Origin of the sequence: Nocardioides eburneus, from assembly GCF_040838215.1 — a bacterium.
Lineage (GTDB): Bacteria > Actinomycetota > Actinomycetes > Propionibacteriales > Nocardioidaceae > Nocardioides > Nocardioides eburneus.
Genome location: NZ_JBFPJR010000036.1, coordinates 14,651 through 34,019, shown reverse-complemented (window position 1 = coordinate 34,019; position 19,369 = coordinate 14,651). Strand labels below are relative to the sequence as shown.

Genomic DNA, 19,369 nt, shown 5'->3' with positions numbered 1-19,369 from the left:
CCCCCCCCCCCCGGCGCTCGTTGTGGAGGGCCGGTCGAGGCTGTCGGCGAGCGCTGGTAGAACTGCGGCCATGACCCGATCCGCCCCCCGGAGCCAGGCAGCCGAGCTCGAGCTGCCCGGGCTCGTGCGCGACCGGGTCCGCGAGGGGCGGGCGAAGGCGGCGGCCACCCGTGCGCGGCGCCACGCGGAGGCGGAGATCGCCGAGGAGTCCCCGGTCGCGCGGGTGCTCGTCGACGTGCCGCTGGCTCATCTCGACCGGCCGTTCGACTATGCCGTGCCGGTCGCGATGGCCGCGGACGCACGACCGGGCGTCCGGGTGAAGGTCCGGTTCGCCGGGCAGGACGTCGACGGTTTCCTGCTCGCGCGTACGACGCAGACGACCCACCAGGGCCGTCTGCAGCCGCTGCGGCGGGTGGTGAGTGCCGAGCCGGTGCTCTCCCCGAAGATCGCCGACCTGGCCGCCGAGGTGGCCGAGCGCTACGCCGGGACGCGGGCCGACGTGCTGCGGCTGGCCGTGCCGCCGCGTCATGCCACGACGGAGAAGGAGCCGTCGCCTCCGGCGGGGCCGGCCGAGCCGTGGACGGTGTCCGTGGCGGCCTCCGCCTGGGCGGGCCACGATCCGGCGGAGGCCTATCTGCATCATCTGGCGGACGGTGGCTCGCCCCGCGCGGTCTGGCAGGCCGCGGCCGGCAGCGTCTGGCCGCTCCTCCTCGCCCATGCGGTCGCGGCCACAGCGGCGTCAGGTCGCGGTGCGCTGGTCGTCGTGCCGGACGGCAAGGACGTCGCACGGCTTGACGCCGCGCTGCGCCAGGTGCTGGGGGAGGGCCGTCATGTCGCGCTCACGGCCGACGCCGGGCCGGCGCGGCGCTATCGTGACTTCCTGGCGGTGAGCCGGGGAGCCGTGAAGGTCGCGGTCGGGACCCGGGCCGCGGCGTTCGCGCCGGTGCACGATCTCGGCCTGGTGGCGCTCTGGGACGACGGCGACGATGCCCTCGCGGAGCCGCGTGCGCCCTACCCCCATGCCCGCGAGGTGCTGCTGCTGCGTGCCGAGCGCGAAGGGGCGGCGGCCCTGGTCGGTGGCTTCGCGCGCACCGTCGAGGCCGACCATCTCGTCCGCGCCGGGTGGGCCCATCAGATCCGGCCGACGCGGGCGCTCGCCCGTGAGCGGCTGACGGTCGCGATCGCGGGCGCGAGCGACTTCGATCTCGAGCGCGACCCGTTCGCCCGGGTGTCCCGGGTGCCTCGTGAGGCCCACGAGACGATCCGGGCCGGCGTCGCCACGGGACCCGTGCTGCTCCAGACCCCACGCCGTGGCTACGCCGCGGCGCTCGCCTGCGAGACGTGCCGCGCGCCGGCGCGCTGCGGCGCCTGCCGCGGTCCACTGCACCTCACCGGAGCCACGACGCCGCCCGAGTGCGGCTGGTGCGGTCGGGTTGAGGAGGCGTGGACCTGTGCGGCCTGTGGCGGCCGCGGACTGCGCGCGCCGGTGCTGGGCGATGCGCGCACGGCGGAGGAGCTTGGCCGGATCTTCCCGGGTGTCCCGGTCGTGACCTCGTCGGGAGAGCGGGTCCGCGCGTCCGTGCCGGACCGCCCGGCCATCGTCGTCGCCACCCCGGGGGCCGAGCCGGTCGCCGAGCGGGGCTACGCCGCCGTTCTGCTCCTCGACACCTGGTTGCTGCTGGGGCGCCCCGACCTGCGGACCGACGAGGAAGCGCTGCGCCGCTGGAGCAACGCGGTCGGCCTGGTCAGGCCCGGCGGTCGCGCGCTGGCGGTGGGCGATCCGGCGCTGCCCGCGCTGCAGGCGCTGCTGCGCTGGGACCAGCCCGGGTTCGCCCGCCGCGAGGCCGAGGCGCGAGCGGAGGCCCACCTCCCGCCGGCCTCCCGTCTCGCCACCATCACCGGGGAGGCCGGGGCCGTGGACGACGCCCTCACGCTGCTCGCACTGCCCGCTGGTGGCGAGGTGCTGGGGCCGGTGCCTCACGAGGGTGGCCGCGATAGCGAGGAGTGGCGAGCCGTCGTCCGCGCGCCGCGGGCCCACGCGACGGCGCTGTCGTCCGCCCTCGGCGAGCTGCAGCGGGTCAGGTCGGCACGCAAGCTCGACCCGGTCCGGGTGCAGGTCGACCCGCCCTCTCTGTGACCGGCTCCTAGACTTGGCCCGCACCCGCGTCCACCGCTCAGATCACCAACCAGAAGGAGCCTCGTGGCGATCCAGCCCATCCGCCTCTTCGGAGACCCCGTCCTGCGCAGGCCCGCGCTCGAGGTCGTCGACTTCGACAAGGAGCTCCGCCGGCTCGTCTCCGATCTCACCGACACCATGCTGGATGCGCCGGGTGCGGGGCTCGCGGCGCCGCAGATCGGTGTCGGTCTGCGGGTGTTCACGTGGTACGTCGACGGCCAGGTCGGCCACCTGGTCAACCCGGACCTCTCGCTGTCCGAGGAGATCCAGGACGGCGACGAAGGCTGCCTGTCGCTGCCCGGCCTCACCTACGACTGCCGCCGGGCCCGTTCGGTGGTCGCGCGGGGGTTCGACATGCACGGCGAGCCGGTCGTCGTCGAGGGCTCCGACCTGCTCGCGCGCGCCCTCCAGCACGAGACCGACCACCTCGACGGCGTGCTCTTCATCGACCGCCTCGACGAGGCGGCCCGCAAGGCCGCGATGAAGCAGATCCGCGAGTCGGACTGGTTCGGCCTCGAGAAGCCCGCCGTGAAGGTCAGCCCCCACCGCACCCACGGACTGGGCTTCTGATGAGCGCCCGACCACAGGCAGGGGTGCGCTGATGCGCTGTGTCTTCGCCGGCACGCCCGACGTCGCGCTGCCCTCCCTGGAGGCCATCGTTGCCAGCCGGCACGAGCTGGTCGGGGTCGTCACCCGGCCCGACGCTCCGGCGGGTCGTGGTCGCAAGCTGGTCGCCAGCCCCGTGGCGCAGCGCGCGGAGGAGCTCGGGGTCCCGGTCCTCAAGCCCGCGCATCCGCGCGACCCGGAGTTCTGGGCGCAGCTGCGGGCGCTCGCGCCGGACTGTGTCCCGGTCGTCGCCTACGGTGCCCTGGTCCCCGAGACCGCGCTGGAGATCCCGGTCCACGGCTGGGTCAACCTCCACTTCTCGCTGCTGCCCGCCTACCGCGGCGCAGCGCCGGTTCAGCACGCGATCTGGGCCGGCGAGGAGCTCACCGGCGCGACGACGTTCCGGATCGTGAAGGAGCTCGACGCGGGTCCCACCTTCGGCGTCATGACCCAGTCGATCAAGCCCGACGACACCGCCGGTTCGCTGCTCGCTACCTTGGCCGAGGGCGGTGCCGATCTGCTGGTCGCGACCCTCGACGGCCTTGAGGACGGGTCGCTGGAGGCGAGGCCGCAGCCTGCCGAGGGCGTCTCGCTCGCCGGCAAGATCACGGTCGAGGACGCGCGGGTCGACTGGGCCGAGCCCGCGGTGGCCGTCGACCGCCGGGTCCGCGCCTGCACCCCGGCACCCGGCGCCTGGACGCTCTTCGAAGGCGAGCGGTTCAAGCTGGGCCCGGTCGCACCGACCGACGAGACCCTGGTGCCAGGAGAGCTCCGCGTGTCGAAGAAGGACGTCCTGGTCGGTACGGCGACCACCGCAGTCAGGCTCGGACTGGTCAAGCCGTTCGGGAAGAAGGAGATGGCCGCCGCCGACTGGGCTCGCGGGGCGCGGGTGGAGTCCGGTGTCACGTTCGAGTGAGCGTCGCCGGCGACCATCCGGTCCCGGTCGACGTGGTCCGGGCCGCGGAAGCGGACCGGTCGACCCGGCCCGGCTGGCGGCGTACGAGGTCGTGAAGGCGGTCCGCGTCGAGGGTGCCTACGCCAACCTCGCGCTGCCGCACGTGCTCGGTCGGCTGGGCCTCGAGGGCCGCGATGCGGCCTTCGCCACCGAGCTGGCGTCGGGCACGCTCCGCCAGCAAGGCACGTACGACGCCGTGCTCGCTGCCTGCGTCGACCGATCGCTGACCAAGGTCGAGGCGAAGGTCCTCGACGCCCTCCGGCTCGGTGCCCACCAACTGCTGTCGATGCGCGTGCCCGACCACGCGGCGATCAGCACGACCGTCGAGCTGGTGCGCTCGAAGGTGGGCCCCGGCGCCGCGGGCTTCGCCAACGCGGTCCTGCGCAAGGTCGCGCACAGGCCGCTCGCCGACTGGATCGGCGAGGTGGCGCCCGACCGCGACGCCGACCACGACGGGTGGGCAACGATCGCCCACAGCCATCCGCGCTGGGTCGTCGAGCGCCTGGCCGCCGCGGTCGGCCGCGGCCAGGTGGACGACCTGCTCGCCGCCGACAACCTGCCGCCTCGGGTCACGCTCGTCGCCCGTCCCGGGCGCGCCACGCGGGAGGAGCTGCCGGGGGAGCCGACCACCTTCTCGCCGTACGGCGTCGTGCTGACCGCCGGCTCGCCGACCTCGGTCTCGGCGGTGGCCGAGGGACGCGCCGGGGTGCAGGACGAGGGCTCCCAGCTGGTCGCGCTGGCGTTGGTGGAGGCGGCAGTCGAGGGGGCCGACGAGACGTGGCTCGACCTGTGCGCCGGCCCGGGCGGGAAGAGCGCGCTGCTGGCCGCGCTCGGGGCCGAGCGGGGTGCGTTCCTGCTCGCCAACGAGCGTCAGCCGCATCGCGCCGGCCTGGTGCTCGCCAACCTGACTGACCCGTCAGTCAGGTTGCTCGTCCCTGGCGCGGCCGGGGTCGTCGCGGGTGATGGGACCGTGCCGCCGTACCGTGCCGCGAGCGTCGACCGTGTGCTGGTCGACGCGCCGTGCACCGGTCTCGGCGCGCTCCGCCGCCGTCCGGAGGCGCGGTGGCGTCGTGAGCCGGCCGACCTCGACGCCCTCGTCCCGCTCCAGCAGGCGCTGCTCGGCTCGGCCCTCGACCTCGTCCGATCGGGCGGTGTCGTGCTCTACGCCACCTGCTCGCCGGTGCTCGAGGAGACCCGCGGTGTGGTCGAGCAGGTGCTCGCAATGCGTGACGACGTCACGCTCGAGCCGATCGGCGGCCTGGTCGGCGCGGTGCCCGACAGCGCCGGGCCGCTGCCCGGCACCGTCCAGCTGTGGCCCCACCGGCACGGCACGGACGCGATGTTCCTCGCGCTGCTGCGGAAGGGCTGAGGGTCACTTCCAGACCAGGGAGGCACCGAGCTTCGCGGCCTGGGGTCCGTCGATGGCCATGAAGACGCCGTCGCGAGGGGGATGAAGACGCCGCCGCGAGGGACCGGTCATATTTCAGCAACCTCGACGCGGCCGGTCTTCGCGGGCATGGACCCGACCCTCGGACGCCGGGCTGCCGCATTAGGCTGCCGAGGTGGAGCACTACCTGACCTTCGTGGTCTTCGCCGCCCTGGTGGCGGTGGCGCCGGGTCCCGACACCTTCGTCGTGCTGCGCGGGGCGGCCGTGGGCGGCCGTAGCCGCGGGTTCTGGACGACAGGCGGAATCACGGTCGCCAACGTGGTGCAGGGTCTTGCCGTCGCCACCGGACTCAGCGCCCTGCTGACCAGCTCGGCCGAGGTGTTCACCCTCGTGCGCTGGGCGGGCGTGCTCTACCTGGGCTACCTCGGGATCGGCGCGCTGCGGGCGGCCCTGCGGCACGGTGACGGCGCCTGGTCCCTGGGCGCGACGGGCAGGGCGACCCGTTGGAACGCCGCCCGACAGGGCTTCTTGTCGAACATCACCAACCCGAAGGTGCTTGCCTTCAACCTGGCTGTCCTGCCGCAGTTCGCGGGACCGCACGCCGGCTTCCTCGAGCTCATGGGCTTGGCGCTCACCCTGACCGCCCTCGGTCTCCTCGACCAGGTGGCGGTCGTCCTCGGGGCCTCTGCGGTCGCCGGCGCGATCCGCCGCTCCGGCGTACGCCGCGGGATCGAGGGCGCCACCGGTCTGGTCATGCTCGGCTTCGCCGGCGCGCTCGCCGCCGACGCGAGCTGAGGGAGCGCGGCGGGTGGCCGTGCCTGGCGGCCGGTCTTGCTGGTCCGGTCCGGGCCGCTACGCTCGGCGACATGCCGTCCTCGTCGCCGTCGGTCGAGATCGAGGTGGACAACCGCGTGATCCGGGTGTCGAACCCCGACCGCGTCTACTTCCCGGACTGCGCCGGTTTCGCTGGGGGAGCGACCAAGCTCGACCTGGTCGACTACTACCTCGCTGTGGGCCCCGGCATCGTCAACGCGCTCTACGACCGGCCGTGCATGCTCCATCGGTTCCCGAAGGGCATGACGGGTCCGAAGGTGCACCAGAAGCGGCTTCCCGCCGGCGCGCCGGACTGGGTGGAGACGGTGCGGCTCTTCTTCCCGCGCTGGGGCAGGACGGCCGACGAGCTGTGTGTCACCGAACTCGGCGCGGTCATCTGGGCCGTGCAGATGTCGACGGTCGAGTTCCACCCGTGGAACAGCCGTCGTCCCGACACGGAGAAGCCCGACGAGTGGCGGATCGACCTCGATCCGGGCCCGGAGTGCCCGTTCTCCACCGTGCAGCGGGTCGCCGGCGTCGTCCACGAGGTGCTGGACGAGCTCGGAGCCACGGGCTTCCCGAAGACCAGCGGCGGCAAGGGCCTGCACGTCTATGTCCGGATCCGTCCCGACCACGGCTTCGGGGACGTACGGCGCGCCGCGCTGGCCTTCGCGCGCGAGGTCGAGCGCCGCGCGCCGGACGACGTCACGACCACCTGGTGGCGCAAGGACCGCGACCCGGCACAGCTCTTCGTGGACTACAACCAGAACACCCGCGACCACACCATCGCCGCCGCCTACTCGGTCCGCGGCGTCCCGGATGCCCGGGTCTCGACGCCGGTCCGTTGGGACGAGGTGCCCGACGTCGACCCGCGGGACTTCACCATCGCGACCGTGCCCACCCGCTTCGCCCGCCTCGGTGATCTCCATGCGGACATCGACGACCACGTGTTCGACCTCGCTCCGCTGCTCGCGTGGGCCGAGCGCGACGAGCGCGAGGGCAAGGACACCCCACCGGAGCCGGACGCCGCCGACCGCTGAGTCCGCGCATCACCAGAGCCCCAGCCGCGTGCCGAGCGGCTGGGCGAGCGAGGCGGCGTACGCCGTCGTCATGTGCTGGACGTCGCGATGCGTGACCGTCGAGCCGACGACCGTCGGGCACTCGCCCTTCCAGCAGAACCGGTCGTCCATGTCGAGCGTCGCCGCCCCGGCGGCCTTCGCGGCCTTCATCTCCAGGTCGGCGCCGGCCTGCTGGCCGGCGTCGGGCGGGAACAGGCAGGACTTGAGCGTGTGGTGGGTGCTCAGGCAGGTGCCGGGGTCCTCGGGCAGGGCCGGGACGTCGCGGATCCACACCGTCCGGCCGGCGCTCGGGGTCACGGCATGGAGGAGGCCGACATAGCCGTCGTACGCCGCCTTGCTGACCGTCGCGCTGTCGGTGTGGCGGCCGCGGCTGTCGTGGACGCCGCCGGTCACCGGTCGCGAGGAGATGACGAGCAGGTCGGGGTGGAGCCTCTTGACCTGCGCGACCGCCCAGGTGTGGAAGGCGGGGCAGTCGGTGAACGGGTCGGTGCCGTGGACGACGTCGGGCGTCACGAGCGAGGCGACGCACTGCGGCATGACGAGGTAGTAGGCCTTGTAGTGCGCGCGTCGGGCGATCGTGTCGAACGCCGGGATCCAATGGCGTGCGTGGGAGTCGCCGAGCAGGACCAGCGTCTTGTCGCCGTCGGGATCGCCGCGCAGGCAGAGCTTGCGGCTGCCGGCGAGGTAGTCGCAGTCGCCGACGTCCTCCTTGTCGGAGGCGAGGTCCTCGAGCTTGGGATGGAGCGTGGACGGGATGGGCTGGTTCTTCTCCGCGGCGGTCACCGAGGCGCGCAGCAGGTCGAGCGTGTGGTCGGGCTCGACCGGCGTGGCCGACGGGCTGGGGGCACCCGACGACGGCGTACCGGACGGGTCGGACGACTCCCCGGCGAGCGTGATCGCGGGGTGGTAGCCGTCGTCCGCCGCGGCCGTCGCCCAGGCGTTGGCGCCCCAGCCGCCGCCGAGGACGAGCGCGAGGGTGACCGGATAGAGCAGCACAGGAAGGCGCGGGAACCGGAGTCGCCCGGCCCGGCGGAAGGGCTGCTCGACGACGTGGTACGACGCCGCGGCCAGCCCCAGCGCCGCGACGAGGAGCAGGGCCTTGACCCACCAGGCGAGGGGGTGGCCGGCCTGGATCTGGGGCAGGACGAGCAGCGGGAAGTGCCACAGATAGAGCGAGTAGGACCAGTCGCCGAGGATCCGCAGCGGGCGGACCGAGAGCAACCGGTTGACGATCGTCGGGCCGCGCCACAGCGTTCCGGCGACGAGGATGAACACGCTGCCCAGCACCGGGACCAGCGCGGGGGTGCCGGGGAAGGGAGTGGCGTCGTTGAACTGCAGGCAGGCGCAGCCGATGAGGAACAGACCGGCCAGCGAGAGCGCCTGCGCGCGCCAGCGGGCGGTGGCGTCCTGGACGTGTCCGTCGCGGATCGCCAGGGCGGCCAGGGCTCCGAGACCGAGCTCCCAGGCGCGGGTGAAGGGGGAGAAGTACGCCGCCTCCGGGTCGCCCGAGGTCATGTGGGCGGACCAGGCCAGACTGGCGAGGGTGAGGACGATGACGCTCGCGACGATCCATCGGCGCGCCTCCGGAGGACGACGCGCGGGCTTCGGGCGCCGCCGCGCGCGCCGGACGAGCAGAGCGCAGACGAGGACGACGAGCGGCCAGAGCAGGTAGAACTGCTCCTCGACGGCGAGAGACCAGAAGTGCTGCAGCGGCGATGGCGGCAGGTCGGCCGCGAAGTAGTCGGTCTGGAGACGCGCGAACCGGATGTTGGCGGCGAACCCTGCCGACCAGATCGCGTCGGTCACGATCGTGCGGGTCCGCAGGAACCCGAGCTGCCAGGCGGCGTATCCGCAGGTCGCGAGGAGCACCAGCGTGGCGGCCGGGAGGATGCGCCGCGCCCGGCGTGCATAGAAGCCGAGCAGCGAGACGGTCCCGTCACGCTCCACCTGGCGCAGCAGCTGCTGAGTGATCAGGAAGCCCGAGATCGCGAAGAACACGTCGACGCCGACGAAGCCGCCGGTGACGCTCGAGAGTCCCACGTGGACGGCGACGACCGCGAGCACCGCGATCGCGCGCAGGCCCTGGATGTCGGTGCGCTGCGCGGTTCCGCTCGAGGCCGCTGGAGCCGCCGGGGCAGGGCGGCCGGCGGCCTCGTCCTGGGCCGGGGACGGAAGAGCGGTCTCGGAACTCACAACGTGCGGCAAGTTATCAACGCCCGCCTGCCCGTTCCGGGAGCCTCGCCGGGCGCGCCCGCGGCCGAGATGTGGTCGTGGCCACCGCCGACCGGGGTGGCCGTGGCCGTGGCCGGTCGTGGCCACCCCGCGCCCGTTGACCGATCCATCGGTCAAACGCGACGACGTAGCCTCCTGCTGTGGACATCGGCGACGTGGACCTCGATCTGCCGGCACCGATGCTCGACCAGCGCGGGTGATCCCTAGGATCACCTCCATGTCGCGTCACCTCCAGATCACGCCGTCGATCCTCAACGCCGACTTCGCCGCGCTCGGGGCGGAGGTGGCGCGGATCGGCAGCGCCGACTGGGTCCACGTCGACGTGATGGACAACCACTTCGTGCCCAACCTGACCTTCGGCCCGACCATGGTCGAGGCCCTGGCCCGGTCGACGCGGATCCCGCTGGACGCCCACCTCATGATCGAGGCGCCGGACCGGCACGCACCGGCGTACGTCGAGGCCGGCTGCGGCTCGGTGACGTTCCACGTCGAGGCCGCGAAGGCGCCGGTGCGGCTCGCGCGGGAGATCCGCGCCAAGGGTGCCCGCGCGAGCATGGCGCTCAAGCCGGCGACGCCGATCGAACCCTACGAGGACATGCTCGGTGAGCTCGACATGGTGCTGCTCATGACCGTCGAGCCGGGGTTCGGCGGTCAGAAGTTCCTCGATCTGGTGCTCCCGAAGATCCGGCGGGCGCGTGCGCTGATGGACAAGCATGGCGTCGAGACCTGGCTGCAGGTCGACGGCGGCGTCTCGCTCGAGACGATCGAGCGCTGTGCCGAGGCGGGAGCCGATGTCTTCGTCGCCGGCTCCGCCGTCTACTCCGCCGACGACCCCGACGCGATGGTGGCGGCGCTGCGGGCGAAGGCGGCGTCGGCGGCCACGGCCTAAGAAGGTTCGTCGACGACAAGGTGGGCTGCGGGCATGCGCTACGAGTGGGGAACCGGCGATCAGTTGCTCCGCGACGACGTGACGGTGGGCACGGCGCAGAAGGGGTTTTGGCGCGAACGCGCCACCATTGCGACCGGTGAGGGGACGTGGTCGTTCCGCGCCCAGGGCGGCAAGCGGGTGCTGATCACCGGACCGGACGGCGCCGAGCGGGAGGGAGCGCTCCGTACCGGATGGTTCCGCCCGGTCTGGAAGGTCGCGGGCGCCGCGGCGGCGTACGAGGTCACGTCGCCGCACGCCTTCACCTACCGCCTCGCGGTGCTCCGTGGTGGTGTCGAGATCGGTCGCATCATCGCCGCCCGGTGGTGGACCGACCGGCCCGCGCTCGAACTCGACGACCGTGTTGCCGGCGATGTCCCGCTGGGAGACGCGTTGCTGCTGCTGTGGGTGGGCTACGTGATCCGACTGCGCCGGAGCCGCGATGCAGGCGCGGTGGCATCCTCGTCGCCCTGAGTCGGCAGCCGCGTGGGTCTCCGCGTTCGAGCCGCCCGAGTGACCCAGCATGCGGGCCGACCGGAATGTCCACCACGCCGCTGTGGTTCAATGGCGTGAACGAGTGAACAGCTCGCGTGCTCTGGGGTCGGTGTAATTCCGAGCCGGCGGTGACTGGTCGAAGCCTCGCTTCGACTCAGAAGTCCGCGACCCGGTCACAGCCAGTGACCGGTTGACCAGGTGGAACTCCTGGACCGACGGTGAAAGTCCGGATGGGAAGCAGCACGCGGTCGGTCCTCGGCCGAGCCCGTCGGGCTCGCCGTGCACCGGTCTCGCCCCGGAGTCCGCCACCAGGACATGAGGGGCCCGATGACCGACCACGCCGAGCAGGATGCGATGCGCCGCGCGCTCGTGCTCGCCGCCACCTCCGGGGTGCCGGTGTGGCCCAACCCGCGGGTCGGATGCGTCCTCCTCGCCGCGGACGGCTCGACCGTCGCCGAGGGCTGGCACCGCGGAGCCGGCACCCCGCACGCGGAGGCGGACGCGCTCGCGAAGGCCGGTGACCGCGCCCGGGGCGCGACCGCGGTCGTCACGCTCGAGCCCTGCAACCACACCGGCCGCACCGGCCCGTGTGCCGAGGCGCTCGTCGCGGCGGGCGTACGCCGGGTGGTGTTCGCCCAGCCCGATCCGAACCCGCTCGCGGCTGGTGGCGCCGAGACCCTCAGGGCGGCGGGGATCGAGGTCGAACAGGGGCTCCTCGCCGACGAGGCCCGCGCGCTCAACCGGGTGTGGACGATCGCCACGGAGCGGCAACGTCCCTTCGTCACCTGGAAGCTCGCGACCACGCTCGACGGCCGCAGCGCCGCTGCCGACGGCACCAGTCGCTGGGTGTCCTCCCGGGCCGCTCGTCGCGACACCCACCGCCTGCGCGCGCTCTGTGACGTGATCATGGTCGGCACCAACACGGTCACTGTCGACGACCCCGAGCTCACCGTCCGCGACGAGGCCGACCGGCCCGCCGGCGTACAGCCCCTGCGGGTCGTCGTGGGGGAGCGTGACCTGCCGGCCGACCGCCGTGTCTTCAACGACCGGGCCCAGAGCCTCCACCTTCGCACCCGCGACCCGCGCGCCGTGCTCGCCGAGCTCTGGCGCCGGGAGAAGCGGCACGTCTTCCTGGAAGGTGGCCCGACGCTCGCCGCGGCCTTCGTCCGGGCCGGTCTCGTCGACGAGGTCGTCTGCTACGTCGCGCCGTTCCTGCTCGGGGCGGGCCGCGCCGCGGTCGCCGACCTCGGCATCACCACCATCTCCGACGCCTTCCGCCCCCGGGTGACCGACGTGACGGTCTTGCCGGGCGCGGACGGCGAGGAGCCCAACGTGCGGTTCACGCTCGAGCCGTCATGCGAGCAGTCACGCAAGGAGAGCTGAATGTTCACCGGAATCGTCGAGGAGCTCGGCACCGTCGCCGGGCTCGAGGACCAGGCCAGCGAGAACGGCGACCGGGCCTGCCGTCTCACCATCGCCGCCGCGACCGTGCTCGACGACGTCGCGCTCGGGGACTCCATCGCGGTCAACGGCTGCTGCCTCACCGTCGCGACGCTGGGTGACGGCACCTGGACGGCCGACGTCATGCAGGAGACGCTCGACCGCACCAGCCTGGCGGGCGTGCAGCCCGGCGACCGGGTCAACCTCGAGCGCGCCGTCACCCCGCAGACCCGCCTCGGCGGCCACATCGTCCAGGGCCACGTCGACGGCGTCGGCACGATCCTGGCGCGGACGCCCAGTGAGCACTGGGAGCTCGTGGCGGTCTCCCTGCCGGAGGGCCTCGCGCGCTATGTCGTGGAGAAGGGCTCCATCGCGGTCGACGGGGTCAGCCTGACCGTCGTCGAGGTCCGTGACGACGCGCTCACCGTCAGCCTGATCCCCGAGACCCTGGCGCGTACGACGCTGGGCGGGCGCGCCGTCGGCGACCGGGTCAACCTCGAGGTGGACATCCTCGCCAAGCACGTCGAGCGGCTTCTTGAGAGCACGCCCCTGCCCCGCGACGCGAGCGGTGGAGCGATGAGGGACACCGACAACACCGAAGACACGGAGGCGCGGTCGTGAAGCAGCAGCACGGGGGAGTGAAGCTCGACGACGTCGAGCGGGCGATCGCGGACATCGCCGCGGGCAAGGCGGTCGTCGTCGTCGACGACGAGGGCCGGGAGAACGAGGGCGACATCATCTTCGCCGCGGCCAAGGCGACCCCCGAGCTGATGGCGTTCACGATCCGGCACAGCTCGGGCGTCATCTGCGTGCCGATGCCGGGGCACATGCTGGACCGGCTCGAGATCCCGCTGATGACGCCGCACAACCGGGACCGGCTGCGGACGGCGTACACGATCTCCGTCGACGCGCGCGACGGCGTCACGACGGGGATCTCGGCGGCGGACCGCGCCCACACCGCGCGCGTCCTGGCCGACTCCGCGACCGAGCCGTGGGAGCTGACCCGGCCCGGCCACGTCTTCCCGCTGCGCTACCGCGAGGGCGGCGTGCTCGTGCGTCGTGGCCACACCGAGGCGGCCGTCGACCTGGCCCGGCTGGCCGGTCTCACCCCGGCCGGCGTCCTGGTCGAGGTCGTCAACGACGACGGCACGATGAAGCGCGCGCCGCAGCTGCGGGAGTTCGCCGACGAGCACGGTCTCGCGATGATCTCGATCGAGGACCTGGTGCGCTACCGGCGACGGACCGAGGTGCTCGTCGAGCGCAAGGCCGAGACCCGCCTCCCGACGCGGTACGGCGAGTTCACGGCGTACGGCTACACGATGGTGGACGACGGCTCGGAGCACGTCGCGCTGGTCCACGGCGACGTCTCGGGCCCCGAGCCGGTGCTGGCCCGGGTCCACAGCGAGTGCCTCACCGGCGACGTCTTCCACAGCCTGCGCTGCGACTGCGGCCCGCAGCTGGAGGAGGCGATGGAGCGGATCGTGGCGGAGGGCCGCGGGGTCGTCGTCTACCTGCGCGGCCACGAGGGACGGGGGATCGGCCTGGTCGCCAAGTTGCAGGCCTACCAGCTCCAGGACGGCGGCCGCGACACGGTGGACGCCAACCTCGAGCTGGGCCTGCCGGCCGATGCGCGCCACTACGGCGCGGCCACGCAGGTGCTGCGCGATCTCGGCATCGTCCAGGTCCGCCTGATGACCAACAACCCCGAGAAGGTCGAGCACCTCGAGGACTACGGCGTCACCGTCGCGGAGCGGGTGCCACTCACGCCGCGTCCCAACGACCACAATCTGGCCTATCTGCTCACCAAGCGTGATCGGATGGGTCATGTCCTGCCCGATCTGACCGACGTCAGCACCCCCATCGACAACCCCGAAGGAGCCGACACGTGAGCGGAGCCGGAGCCCCGAACACCGCCCCCAGCGACTGCCACGAGCTGCGCGTCGCCGTGGTCGCCGCCAGCTGGCACGAGACCGTGATGGACGGCCTGCTGGCCGGCGCGAAGCGCGCGCTGGAGGACCACAAGGTCGAGGAGCCGGTCGTCGTGCGCGTGCCGGGCACCTTCGAGCTGCCGGTCGTCGCAGCCGGCCTCGCCAAGGCGGGGTACGACGCGGTGATCGCCCTCGGCGTGGTCATCCGCGGCGGCACGCCCCACTTCGACTACGTCTGCACCGCGGCCACGGACGGCCTCACCCGGGTGGCGCTCGACTACCTTACGGCGGTCGGGTTCGGCGTACTCACCTGCGACGACGAGGCCCAGGCCCTCGACCGGGCCGGCCTCGAGGGATCCCACGAGGACAAGGGCTACGAGGCCGCTGCGGCTGCGCTCGCCACCGCCGTGACGCTCCGCGAGGTCGCGCGGCCGTACTGAGTCGGTGGGGAGGCGATGGCGAGCCTGAATTCAGCCGGTGCTGGGCAGCGTCGGCCGCTAGCGTGAGGGCCATGGGTCGACTCGAGCTCCGGACCACCTTGCAGTCGCGCGGCCCGGCGGCCGCGATCGTGCTCACCGACGACCAGGTCGCGGCCGTCGGCGAGGGCGCGAAGCGGTTCCCGGTCGTCGCGACCGTTAACGGTCACACGTGGCGGACCAGCGTCGCGCGGATGGGTGGCGAGTTCCTGGTGGGGCTCAACAAGGACGTCCGCGCCGCCGCCGGTGTCGCCGCTGGTGACGAGGTCGACGTCGTCCTCGCGCTGGATACCGCGCCGCGTGAGGTCGACGTCCCATCCGACCTCGCCGCGGCACTGGCCGAGGATCCGACGGTGAAGGCGGCGTACGACGCCCTCGCGTTCACCCACCGCAAGGAGTTCGCCCGCTGGGTGGCGGAGGCGAAGCGGCCCGAGACGCGCGAGCGGCGGATCGCTCAGGCCGTCGAGATGATCCGCGAGGGTCGCACCAGGTCGTGACCAGCGTGGCTTTCGGGCGGTGCCTGCTCGATGGACGCGCCGCGCTGCCGTAGGCAGCCCCGCGCCGACACATCCTGGCCGAGCGTGATGGTGCCCGTGACGTGGGTGCCTGGTTGGTGGCTGCCATGCCGGTCGACGCTCGCGCGGCGCGCAGTGACGTGCGGCTAGCCGACGCCCTCGACCGCTGGCTGCTGGTCGCCGGCGCCCTTGCTGACGGCCGGCTGACGCTCGAGCAGGCGCGCGTGATCGCCGCGGCGCTTGACCGTGTCGCCGACACACTGACGACCGACCAGCGTGCCGAGGCAGAGCGCCTGATGGTGGCCGAGGCGAGAAGCCTCGATCCGCGGCGTCTCGCGATGCTTGGCCGTCGGCTCCAGGCGGTCGTCGGTCAGGACGACGGCGAGGTGGCTGAAGCGATGCTGCTGGCCGAGGAGGAGCGATCGGCGGCTGCCCGGACGTCGCTGACCATCGTGCCGAACGGGGACGGGACGACCCGGATCGCCGGAACGGTGCCCGACGCGGTCGGGATCCGCCTGCGCACGTGCCTTGAGGCCTTCGCACAGCCGCGCAAGCAGGCGCTCGAGGCTGACGGACGACGGGCGTCGTACTCTCGCCTCCTCGGCCAGGCGCTCCGCGACCTGCTCGAGCGGATCGATCCGGAGCAGCTCCCGCACCATGGCGGCGACGCCACGACCGTCTTCGTGGCGATGTCGCTTGACCAGGTGCGCAGCGAGCTGGCCACCGCGTCCATCGGCCTGGCCGGCGACCTGCTGACGGCGGCGGAGGCGCGCCGGTTGGCCTGCGAGGCAGGGATCGTCCCGGTCATCCTCGGTAGTGCCGGCGAGGTCCTCGATGTCGGCCGGAAGTCGCGGCTCCACACACCGGTGATGCGCAAGGCGATCCGGCTCCGCGACCGGACCTGCCGGGCTGAGGGATGTGACGTCATTGGGCGCTGGTGCGACGTCCACCACCTCGACGACTGGGCGAGCGGGGGAGTGACCTCCGTGAAGAACGGCATCCTGCTCTGCTCGCATCACCACCACCGGGTCCACGATCCGCGTTACCAGGCAGAGCGACGGCCCGATGGGCGGATACGGATCGTGCTGAGGACGTGAGCAGCGCCCCGCGGGCGATGACAATCTGCCCATGACGACTTCGGTGCGCTTCGAACCGCTCAGCCCCGCCGACCTCGGCTGGGCGTGGGACGTGTACACCTTGACCACGCGTGATCACCTGCTCGCGACGCTGCATCCGACCGAGGACGAGGAACGCGACCTGCGGTCAGAGCTTCTTCGCCGCGGCCGTGCTCAAGCTGTTCTGGATGAGCAGGGCGAGCGCGTCGGCCTCCTGGAGGTCACCGAGGACGGTGACGAGCTGACCATCCGCCACCTCGAGTTGCTTCCGTCGGTCCAGGGCAAGGGCCTCGGCACGCAAGTTATCCGCACCGTCATCGACAGGGCCGCGTCCGAGGGCAGGTCCGTCGTCCTCCGCGTTCTGCGAACGAACCCGCGCGCCCGCGCGCTCTACGAGCGGCTCGGGTTCGTCGTCGAGCAGGAGCGCGAGCGTTCGACGCAGCTCAGGCTTCTGCCGAGAACAACGACTGAGACCGATGCGGGCCGCGGAGACCCGACGCCCTAGGCTTGGTCCCCGTGAAGACGTTCGACGAGCTCTGGGCCGAGCTGAGCGAGAAGGCCCGGACCCGACCCGCAGGATCCGGCACCGTGGCGCAGCTCGACGCCGGCGTCCATGCGATCGGCAAGAAGCTGGTCGAGGAGGCCGCCGAGTCGTGGATGGCCGCGGAGTACGAAGGCAAGGACGCGACTGCGGAGGAGATCTCCCAGCTGCTCTACCACGCCCAGGTGCTCATGCTCGCCAGCGGACTCGAGCTGTCCGACGTCTACGCCCACCTCTGAGGATCCCCCATGACCACCAGCACCACCCTCGCCGCGGCCGGTTCGAACGGCCTGCTGCGCATCGCCGTACCCAACAAGGGCGCCCTCTCGCAAGCAGCGTCCGAGATGCTCCGCGAGGCCGGCTACCGGCAGCGCGACGACAGCAAGCGCCTGACCCTCATCGACGAGGAGAACGGCGTGGAGTTCTTCTACCTCCGGCCGCGTGACATCGCGCTGTACGTCGGGGAGGGGACGCTCGACGTCGGCATCACCGGTCGCGACCTGCTCCACGACTCCCGCGCCAAGGCGGACGAGGTGATCGCGCTGGGCTTCGGCCGCAGCCGGTTCCGCTTCGCCGGCCGGGCCGGTGCCTTCAGCGACCTCGCCGACCTGCAGGGCAAGCGCATCGCGACGTCGTACGTCGGGATCGTGCGCTCGTTCCTGGAGAGCCGCGGGATCGACGCGACCGTCACCCGCTTGGACGGCGCGGTCGAGACGAGCATCCAGCTCGGCGTCGCCGACGCGATCGCTGACGTCGTCGAGACCGGGTCGACACTGCGGCAGGCCGGGCTCGAGACGTTCGGGGACACGATCCTCGAGTCCGAGGCGGTCGTCATCAGCCAGGGCGGGCTCGCCGAGTCCGGACCGGCCGGATTCGAGACGTTCCGCCGCCGGCTCGAGGGCGTCATGATCGCCCGCAGCTACGTGATGATGGACTACGACATTCGGGCCGAGGACCTCGTGGCCGCCACCGAGCTCACCCCGGGTCTCGAGGGACCCACCGTCAGCCCACTCCATCGCGAGGGCTGGGTCGCCGTCCGCGCAATGGTGCCGCGCGAGGGTGCCCAGAAGCTGATGGACGACCTCTACGCCCTCGGCGCCCGCGCGATCCTGCTCACCGATATCCATGCCTGCCGCCTCTGAGCCCCCGGCCCGCGCGGCGGGAGCGTCCGGATCCACACCGACGCTGCCGAGCCTGCCGCATACGTGGCGACCGCTCGGCCCCATGATCATGGGCGTCGTGCTCGTCCTCGGCCTGGCCGCCGTGTGCGCGGTCAGCTGGATCGGGTTCGACGCGGAGACGAAGGCGAAGTTCTCCGACCTCGAGCTCGGCACGCTCGCCTTCTTCGGCCTCCTCGTGCTGGTGCTCGTCCATGCGCTGACGCGCTCCCGGGTCGTCGCGCGGGAGGACCACCTGATCGTCGTCAACGGCTACCGGCGCCGTGACCTCGCCTGGGCGCAGGTCGTCGCGGTCAACTTCCCACCGGGCGCGCCGTGGGTCAACCTCGATCTCGCGGACGGCACCAACATCGCCGCCATGGGCATCCAGTCCTCCGACGGCTCCCGGTCGCGCACCGCCGCCCGACAGCTCCGCCAGCTCGCCGCCGATCTCGCCTGAGGCCCGTCGCTCGTCGACACCCGGGTCGTCACGCCTTCAGTCCGGCCTGGGTGCGACGCGGAGCGCCGACGCCGGCGCCAGCCACAACTCACGACTCGGCCTGTCACAACCCACGACTCGGCCTGTCACAACCCACGACTCGGCCCGGCCGCGGTCTCAGAGCACGCGGATGCCCCAGCGCGCCTCGACGGTCTCGTCGGGCCCGAGGGTGATCAGGTCCTCACCGGAGTTGAACGCATCCGGGGGAGCGGTCATCGGCTCGACGGCCAGGACCTGACGTGCGTTGGGCCGGTCGTCGGCGGTGTAGGCCATCAGCCAGCGGTGCCGCCAGTCGACCCAGAGAGCAACCCCGCCTCCGGGCCCACGCAGGGTGACGGTCGCGACACCGTCGGCGTCCCGCTCGAGATCGCCGAAGGCGTGGTCGAGGACGAGTGGGCCGATCGCGGGCCCTTCCCGGAAGTCATAGTCGGTGTCGGTGACGCTCTCGTGCCCGGTCGGCAGCTTCCGGTCCGGGTCGCTGAGCAGCCGCGTCGCCGCCGGGAGCGCGAGGATCCAGTCATCGACCGGCCCCGGTCCGACGGTGAGGTAGGGATGGGCTCCGGACGCGTACGGCGCCGCCGTCGCGGCCAGGTTGGTCGCCGCCTGCGTCACGGTCAGCCCGTCGGGCCCGACGGCGTACGTCGTGCGCAGGTCGAGCGTCCATGGGTAGCCCGACTGCGCCATCAGCCGGTAGCCAAGTGTCACGCTCTCGTCGCTGACGGCGACCGGCGTCCACGCCGCCCAGCGCACGAGCCCGTGGGAGGCGTTGTGCCGGGCCGGCTCGCTGAGCGGCAGCTGCTGGGTCGCGCCCGCGAACGTGTAGCGCCCATCGCGGATCCGGTTGGGCCAGGGGACGAGCAGCTGGCCCGTGCCGCCGCTGGGCATGGCGTCCTCCGCGAAGCCCGCGACCAGCTCGCGCCCCTCGTGGCTGAGCGCGCGCAGCGTCGCCCCGCTCTCGGTGATCGTGGCGGTGTAGCCACCGCTGCTGATGACGAACTGGTCCCCGGTCGGTGCACGCACGAAGCCACC

20 protein-coding genes and 1 riboswitch are annotated in these 19,369 nt (G+C 72.6%); of the genes, 18 read left to right on the top strand and 2 right to left on the bottom strand.

Features of this window, described 5'->3' with window-relative positions:
• The first annotated feature begins 70 nt into the window (after positions 1-70).
• The 6 genes from AB3X52_RS16580 to ligD all read left to right on the top strand — a co-directional run bounded on the left by AB3X52_RS16580 (position 71) and on the right by ligD (position 6,978).
• Positions 71-2,137: a primosomal protein N' gene (locus AB3X52_RS16580; protein WP_367995206.1), complete on the top strand. Its 2,067-nt coding sequence runs from the start codon at positions 71-73 to the stop codon at positions 2,135-2,137.
• 63 nt (positions 2,138-2,200) lie between these two features.
• The gene (def, locus tag AB3X52_RS16575) at positions 2,201-2,746 is read left to right on the top strand and encodes a peptide deformylase (protein WP_367995205.1); all 546 of its coding nucleotides are present in this window, start codon (positions 2,201-2,203) and stop codon (positions 2,744-2,746) included.
• Between the two features lie 31 nt (positions 2,747-2,777).
• Complete coding sequence (gene fmt, locus AB3X52_RS16570; RefSeq protein WP_367995204.1) at positions 2,778-3,698, top strand: methionyl-tRNA formyltransferase; 921 nt, start codon at positions 2,778-2,780, stop codon at positions 3,696-3,698.
• Complete coding sequence (locus AB3X52_RS16565) at positions 3,682-5,106, top strand: RsmB/NOP family class I SAM-dependent RNA methyltransferase (RefSeq protein ID WP_367995203.1); 1,425 nt, start codon at positions 3,682-3,684, stop codon at positions 5,104-5,106. Before fmt ends, AB3X52_RS16565 begins: the two co-directional genes overlap by 17 nt.
• A 193-nt stretch (positions 5,107-5,299) precedes the next feature.
• Positions 5,300-5,920, top strand: coding sequence for a LysE family translocator (locus tag AB3X52_RS16560; RefSeq protein WP_367995202.1), 621 nt, complete (start codon positions 5,300-5,302; stop codon positions 5,918-5,920).
• Positions 5,921-5,991: 71 nt separating this feature from the next.
• Entirely contained in the window at positions 5,992-6,978 is a 987-nt protein-coding gene (ligD, locus tag AB3X52_RS16555; protein WP_367995201.1) for a non-homologous end-joining DNA ligase, read from the top strand.
• A 9-nt stretch (positions 6,979-6,987) separates the two neighbouring features.
• Here the strand turns inward: ligD and AB3X52_RS16550 are convergent, their stop codons facing one another.
• On the bottom strand, positions 6,988-9,210 hold the full coding sequence (locus AB3X52_RS16550; RefSeq protein WP_367995200.1) for an acyltransferase family protein: 2,223 nt from the start codon (positions 9,208-9,210) through the stop codon (positions 6,988-6,990).
• Positions 9,211-9,466: 256 nt separating this feature from the next.
• On the opposite strand from AB3X52_RS16550, the gene rpe reads away from it, so the two are divergent.
• The 12 genes from rpe to AB3X52_RS16490 all read left to right on the top strand — a co-directional run bounded on the left by rpe (position 9,467) and on the right by AB3X52_RS16490 (position 18,301).
• Positions 9,467-10,138 (top strand): ribulose-phosphate 3-epimerase, encoded by a 672-nt coding sequence (gene rpe / locus AB3X52_RS16545; RefSeq protein WP_367995199.1) that lies wholly within the window; start codon positions 9,467-9,469, stop codon positions 10,136-10,138.
• A gap of 33 nt (positions 10,139-10,171) precedes the next feature.
• Positions 10,172-10,648, top strand: coding sequence for a hypothetical protein (locus AB3X52_RS16540; protein WP_367995198.1), 477 nt, complete (start codon positions 10,172-10,174; stop codon positions 10,646-10,648).
• 112 nt (positions 10,649-10,760) lie between these two features.
• Positions 10,761-10,917, top strand: a riboswitch (FMN riboswitch).
• Between the two features lie 79 nt (positions 10,918-10,996).
• Positions 10,997-12,052 (top strand): bifunctional diaminohydroxyphosphoribosylaminopyrimidine deaminase/5-amino-6-(5-phosphoribosylamino)uracil reductase RibD, encoded by a 1,056-nt coding sequence (gene ribD / locus AB3X52_RS16535; RefSeq protein WP_367995197.1) that lies wholly within the window; start codon positions 10,997-10,999, stop codon positions 12,050-12,052.
• Positions 12,053-12,730, top strand: a complete 678-nt coding sequence (locus tag AB3X52_RS16530) for a riboflavin synthase (RefSeq protein WP_367995196.1) — start codon at positions 12,053-12,055, stop codon at positions 12,728-12,730. It abuts the gene before it with no gap.
• A complete protein-coding gene (locus tag AB3X52_RS16525; RefSeq protein ID WP_367995195.1) occupies positions 12,727-13,998 on the top strand; it encodes a bifunctional 3,4-dihydroxy-2-butanone-4-phosphate synthase/GTP cyclohydrolase II in 1,272 nt (423 codons plus the stop codon). The genes AB3X52_RS16530 and AB3X52_RS16525 overlap by 4 nt, the downstream gene beginning before the upstream one ends.
• Positions 13,995-14,477 (top strand): 6,7-dimethyl-8-ribityllumazine synthase, encoded by a 483-nt coding sequence (gene ribH, locus AB3X52_RS16520; protein WP_367995194.1) that lies wholly within the window; start codon positions 13,995-13,997, stop codon positions 14,475-14,477. The genes AB3X52_RS16525 and ribH overlap by 4 nt, the downstream gene beginning before the upstream one ends.
• A 71-nt stretch (positions 14,478-14,548) precedes the next feature.
• A complete protein-coding gene (locus AB3X52_RS16515; protein ID WP_367995193.1) occupies positions 14,549-15,010 on the top strand; it encodes a YdeI/OmpD-associated family protein in 462 nt (153 codons plus the stop codon).
• Positions 15,011-15,081: 71 nt separating this feature from the next.
• Entirely contained in the window at positions 15,082-16,125 is a 1,044-nt protein-coding gene (locus tag AB3X52_RS16510) for an HNH endonuclease signature motif containing protein (protein ID WP_367995208.1), read from the top strand.
• 31 nt (positions 16,126-16,156) lie between these two features.
• Positions 16,157-16,648 carry a GNAT family N-acetyltransferase gene (locus AB3X52_RS16505; protein ID WP_367995192.1) on the top strand — a complete coding sequence of 164 codons (492 nt, stop codon included), beginning with the start codon at positions 16,157-16,159 and terminating at the stop codon, positions 16,646-16,648.
• A gap of 11 nt (positions 16,649-16,659) precedes the next feature.
• A complete protein-coding gene (locus tag AB3X52_RS16500) occupies positions 16,660-16,923 on the top strand; it encodes a phosphoribosyl-ATP diphosphatase (RefSeq protein WP_367995191.1) in 264 nt (87 codons plus the stop codon).
• A 9-nt stretch (positions 16,924-16,932) separates the two neighbouring features.
• Positions 16,933-17,826 carry an ATP phosphoribosyltransferase gene (hisG, locus tag AB3X52_RS16495; RefSeq protein WP_367995190.1) on the top strand — a complete coding sequence of 298 codons (894 nt, stop codon included), beginning with the start codon at positions 16,933-16,935 and terminating at the stop codon, positions 17,824-17,826.
• An 82-nt stretch (positions 17,827-17,908) separates the two neighbouring features.
• Entirely contained in the window at positions 17,909-18,301 is a 393-nt protein-coding gene (locus AB3X52_RS16490) for a PH domain-containing protein (RefSeq protein ID WP_367995189.1), read from the top strand.
• A gap of 156 nt (positions 18,302-18,457) precedes the next feature.
• On the opposite strand, the gene AB3X52_RS16485 is transcribed toward AB3X52_RS16490, so the two are convergent.
• A complete protein-coding gene (locus AB3X52_RS16485; RefSeq protein ID WP_367995188.1) occupies positions 18,458-19,360 on the bottom strand; it encodes an aldose 1-epimerase family protein in 903 nt (300 codons plus the stop codon).
• Positions 19,361-19,369: the final 9 nt, after the last annotated feature.

Excerpts from the sequence above, each read along its gene's own strand:
- AB3X52_RS16490 (WP_367995189.1), top strand. The coding sequence starts at position 17,909 with ATGATCATGGGCGTCGTGCTCGTCCTCGGCCTGGCCGCCGTGTGCGCG.
- AB3X52_RS16530 (WP_367995196.1), top strand. The coding sequence starts at position 12,053 with ATGTTCACCGGAATCGTCGAGGAGCTCGGCACCGTCGCCGGGCTCGAG.
- AB3X52_RS16540 (WP_367995198.1), top strand. The coding sequence starts at position 10,172 with ATGCGCTACGAGTGGGGAACCGGCGATCAGTTGCTCCGCGACGACGTG.
- ligD (WP_367995201.1), top strand. The coding sequence starts at position 5,992 with ATGCCGTCCTCGTCGCCGTCGGTCGAGATCGAGGTGGACAACCGCGTG.
- ribD (WP_367995197.1), top strand. The coding sequence starts at position 10,997 with ATGACCGACCACGCCGAGCAGGATGCGATGCGCCGCGCGCTCGTGCTC.
- hisG (WP_367995190.1), top strand. The coding sequence starts at position 16,933 with ATGACCACCAGCACCACCCTCGCCGCGGCCGGTTCGAACGGCCTGCTG.
- fmt (WP_367995204.1), top strand. The coding sequence starts at position 2,778 with ATGCGCTGTGTCTTCGCCGGCACGCCCGACGTCGCGCTGCCCTCCCTG.
- AB3X52_RS16580 (WP_367995206.1), top strand. The coding sequence starts at position 71 with ATGACCCGATCCGCCCCCCGGAGCCAGGCAGCCGAGCTCGAGCTGCCC.
- AB3X52_RS16515 (WP_367995193.1), top strand. The coding sequence starts at position 14,549 with ATGGGTCGACTCGAGCTCCGGACCACCTTGCAGTCGCGCGGCCCGGCG.
- rpe (WP_367995199.1), top strand. The coding sequence starts at position 9,467 with ATGTCGCGTCACCTCCAGATCACGCCGTCGATCCTCAACGCCGACTTC.
- AB3X52_RS16505 (WP_367995192.1), top strand. The coding sequence starts at position 16,157 with ATGACGACTTCGGTGCGCTTCGAACCGCTCAGCCCCGCCGACCTCGGC.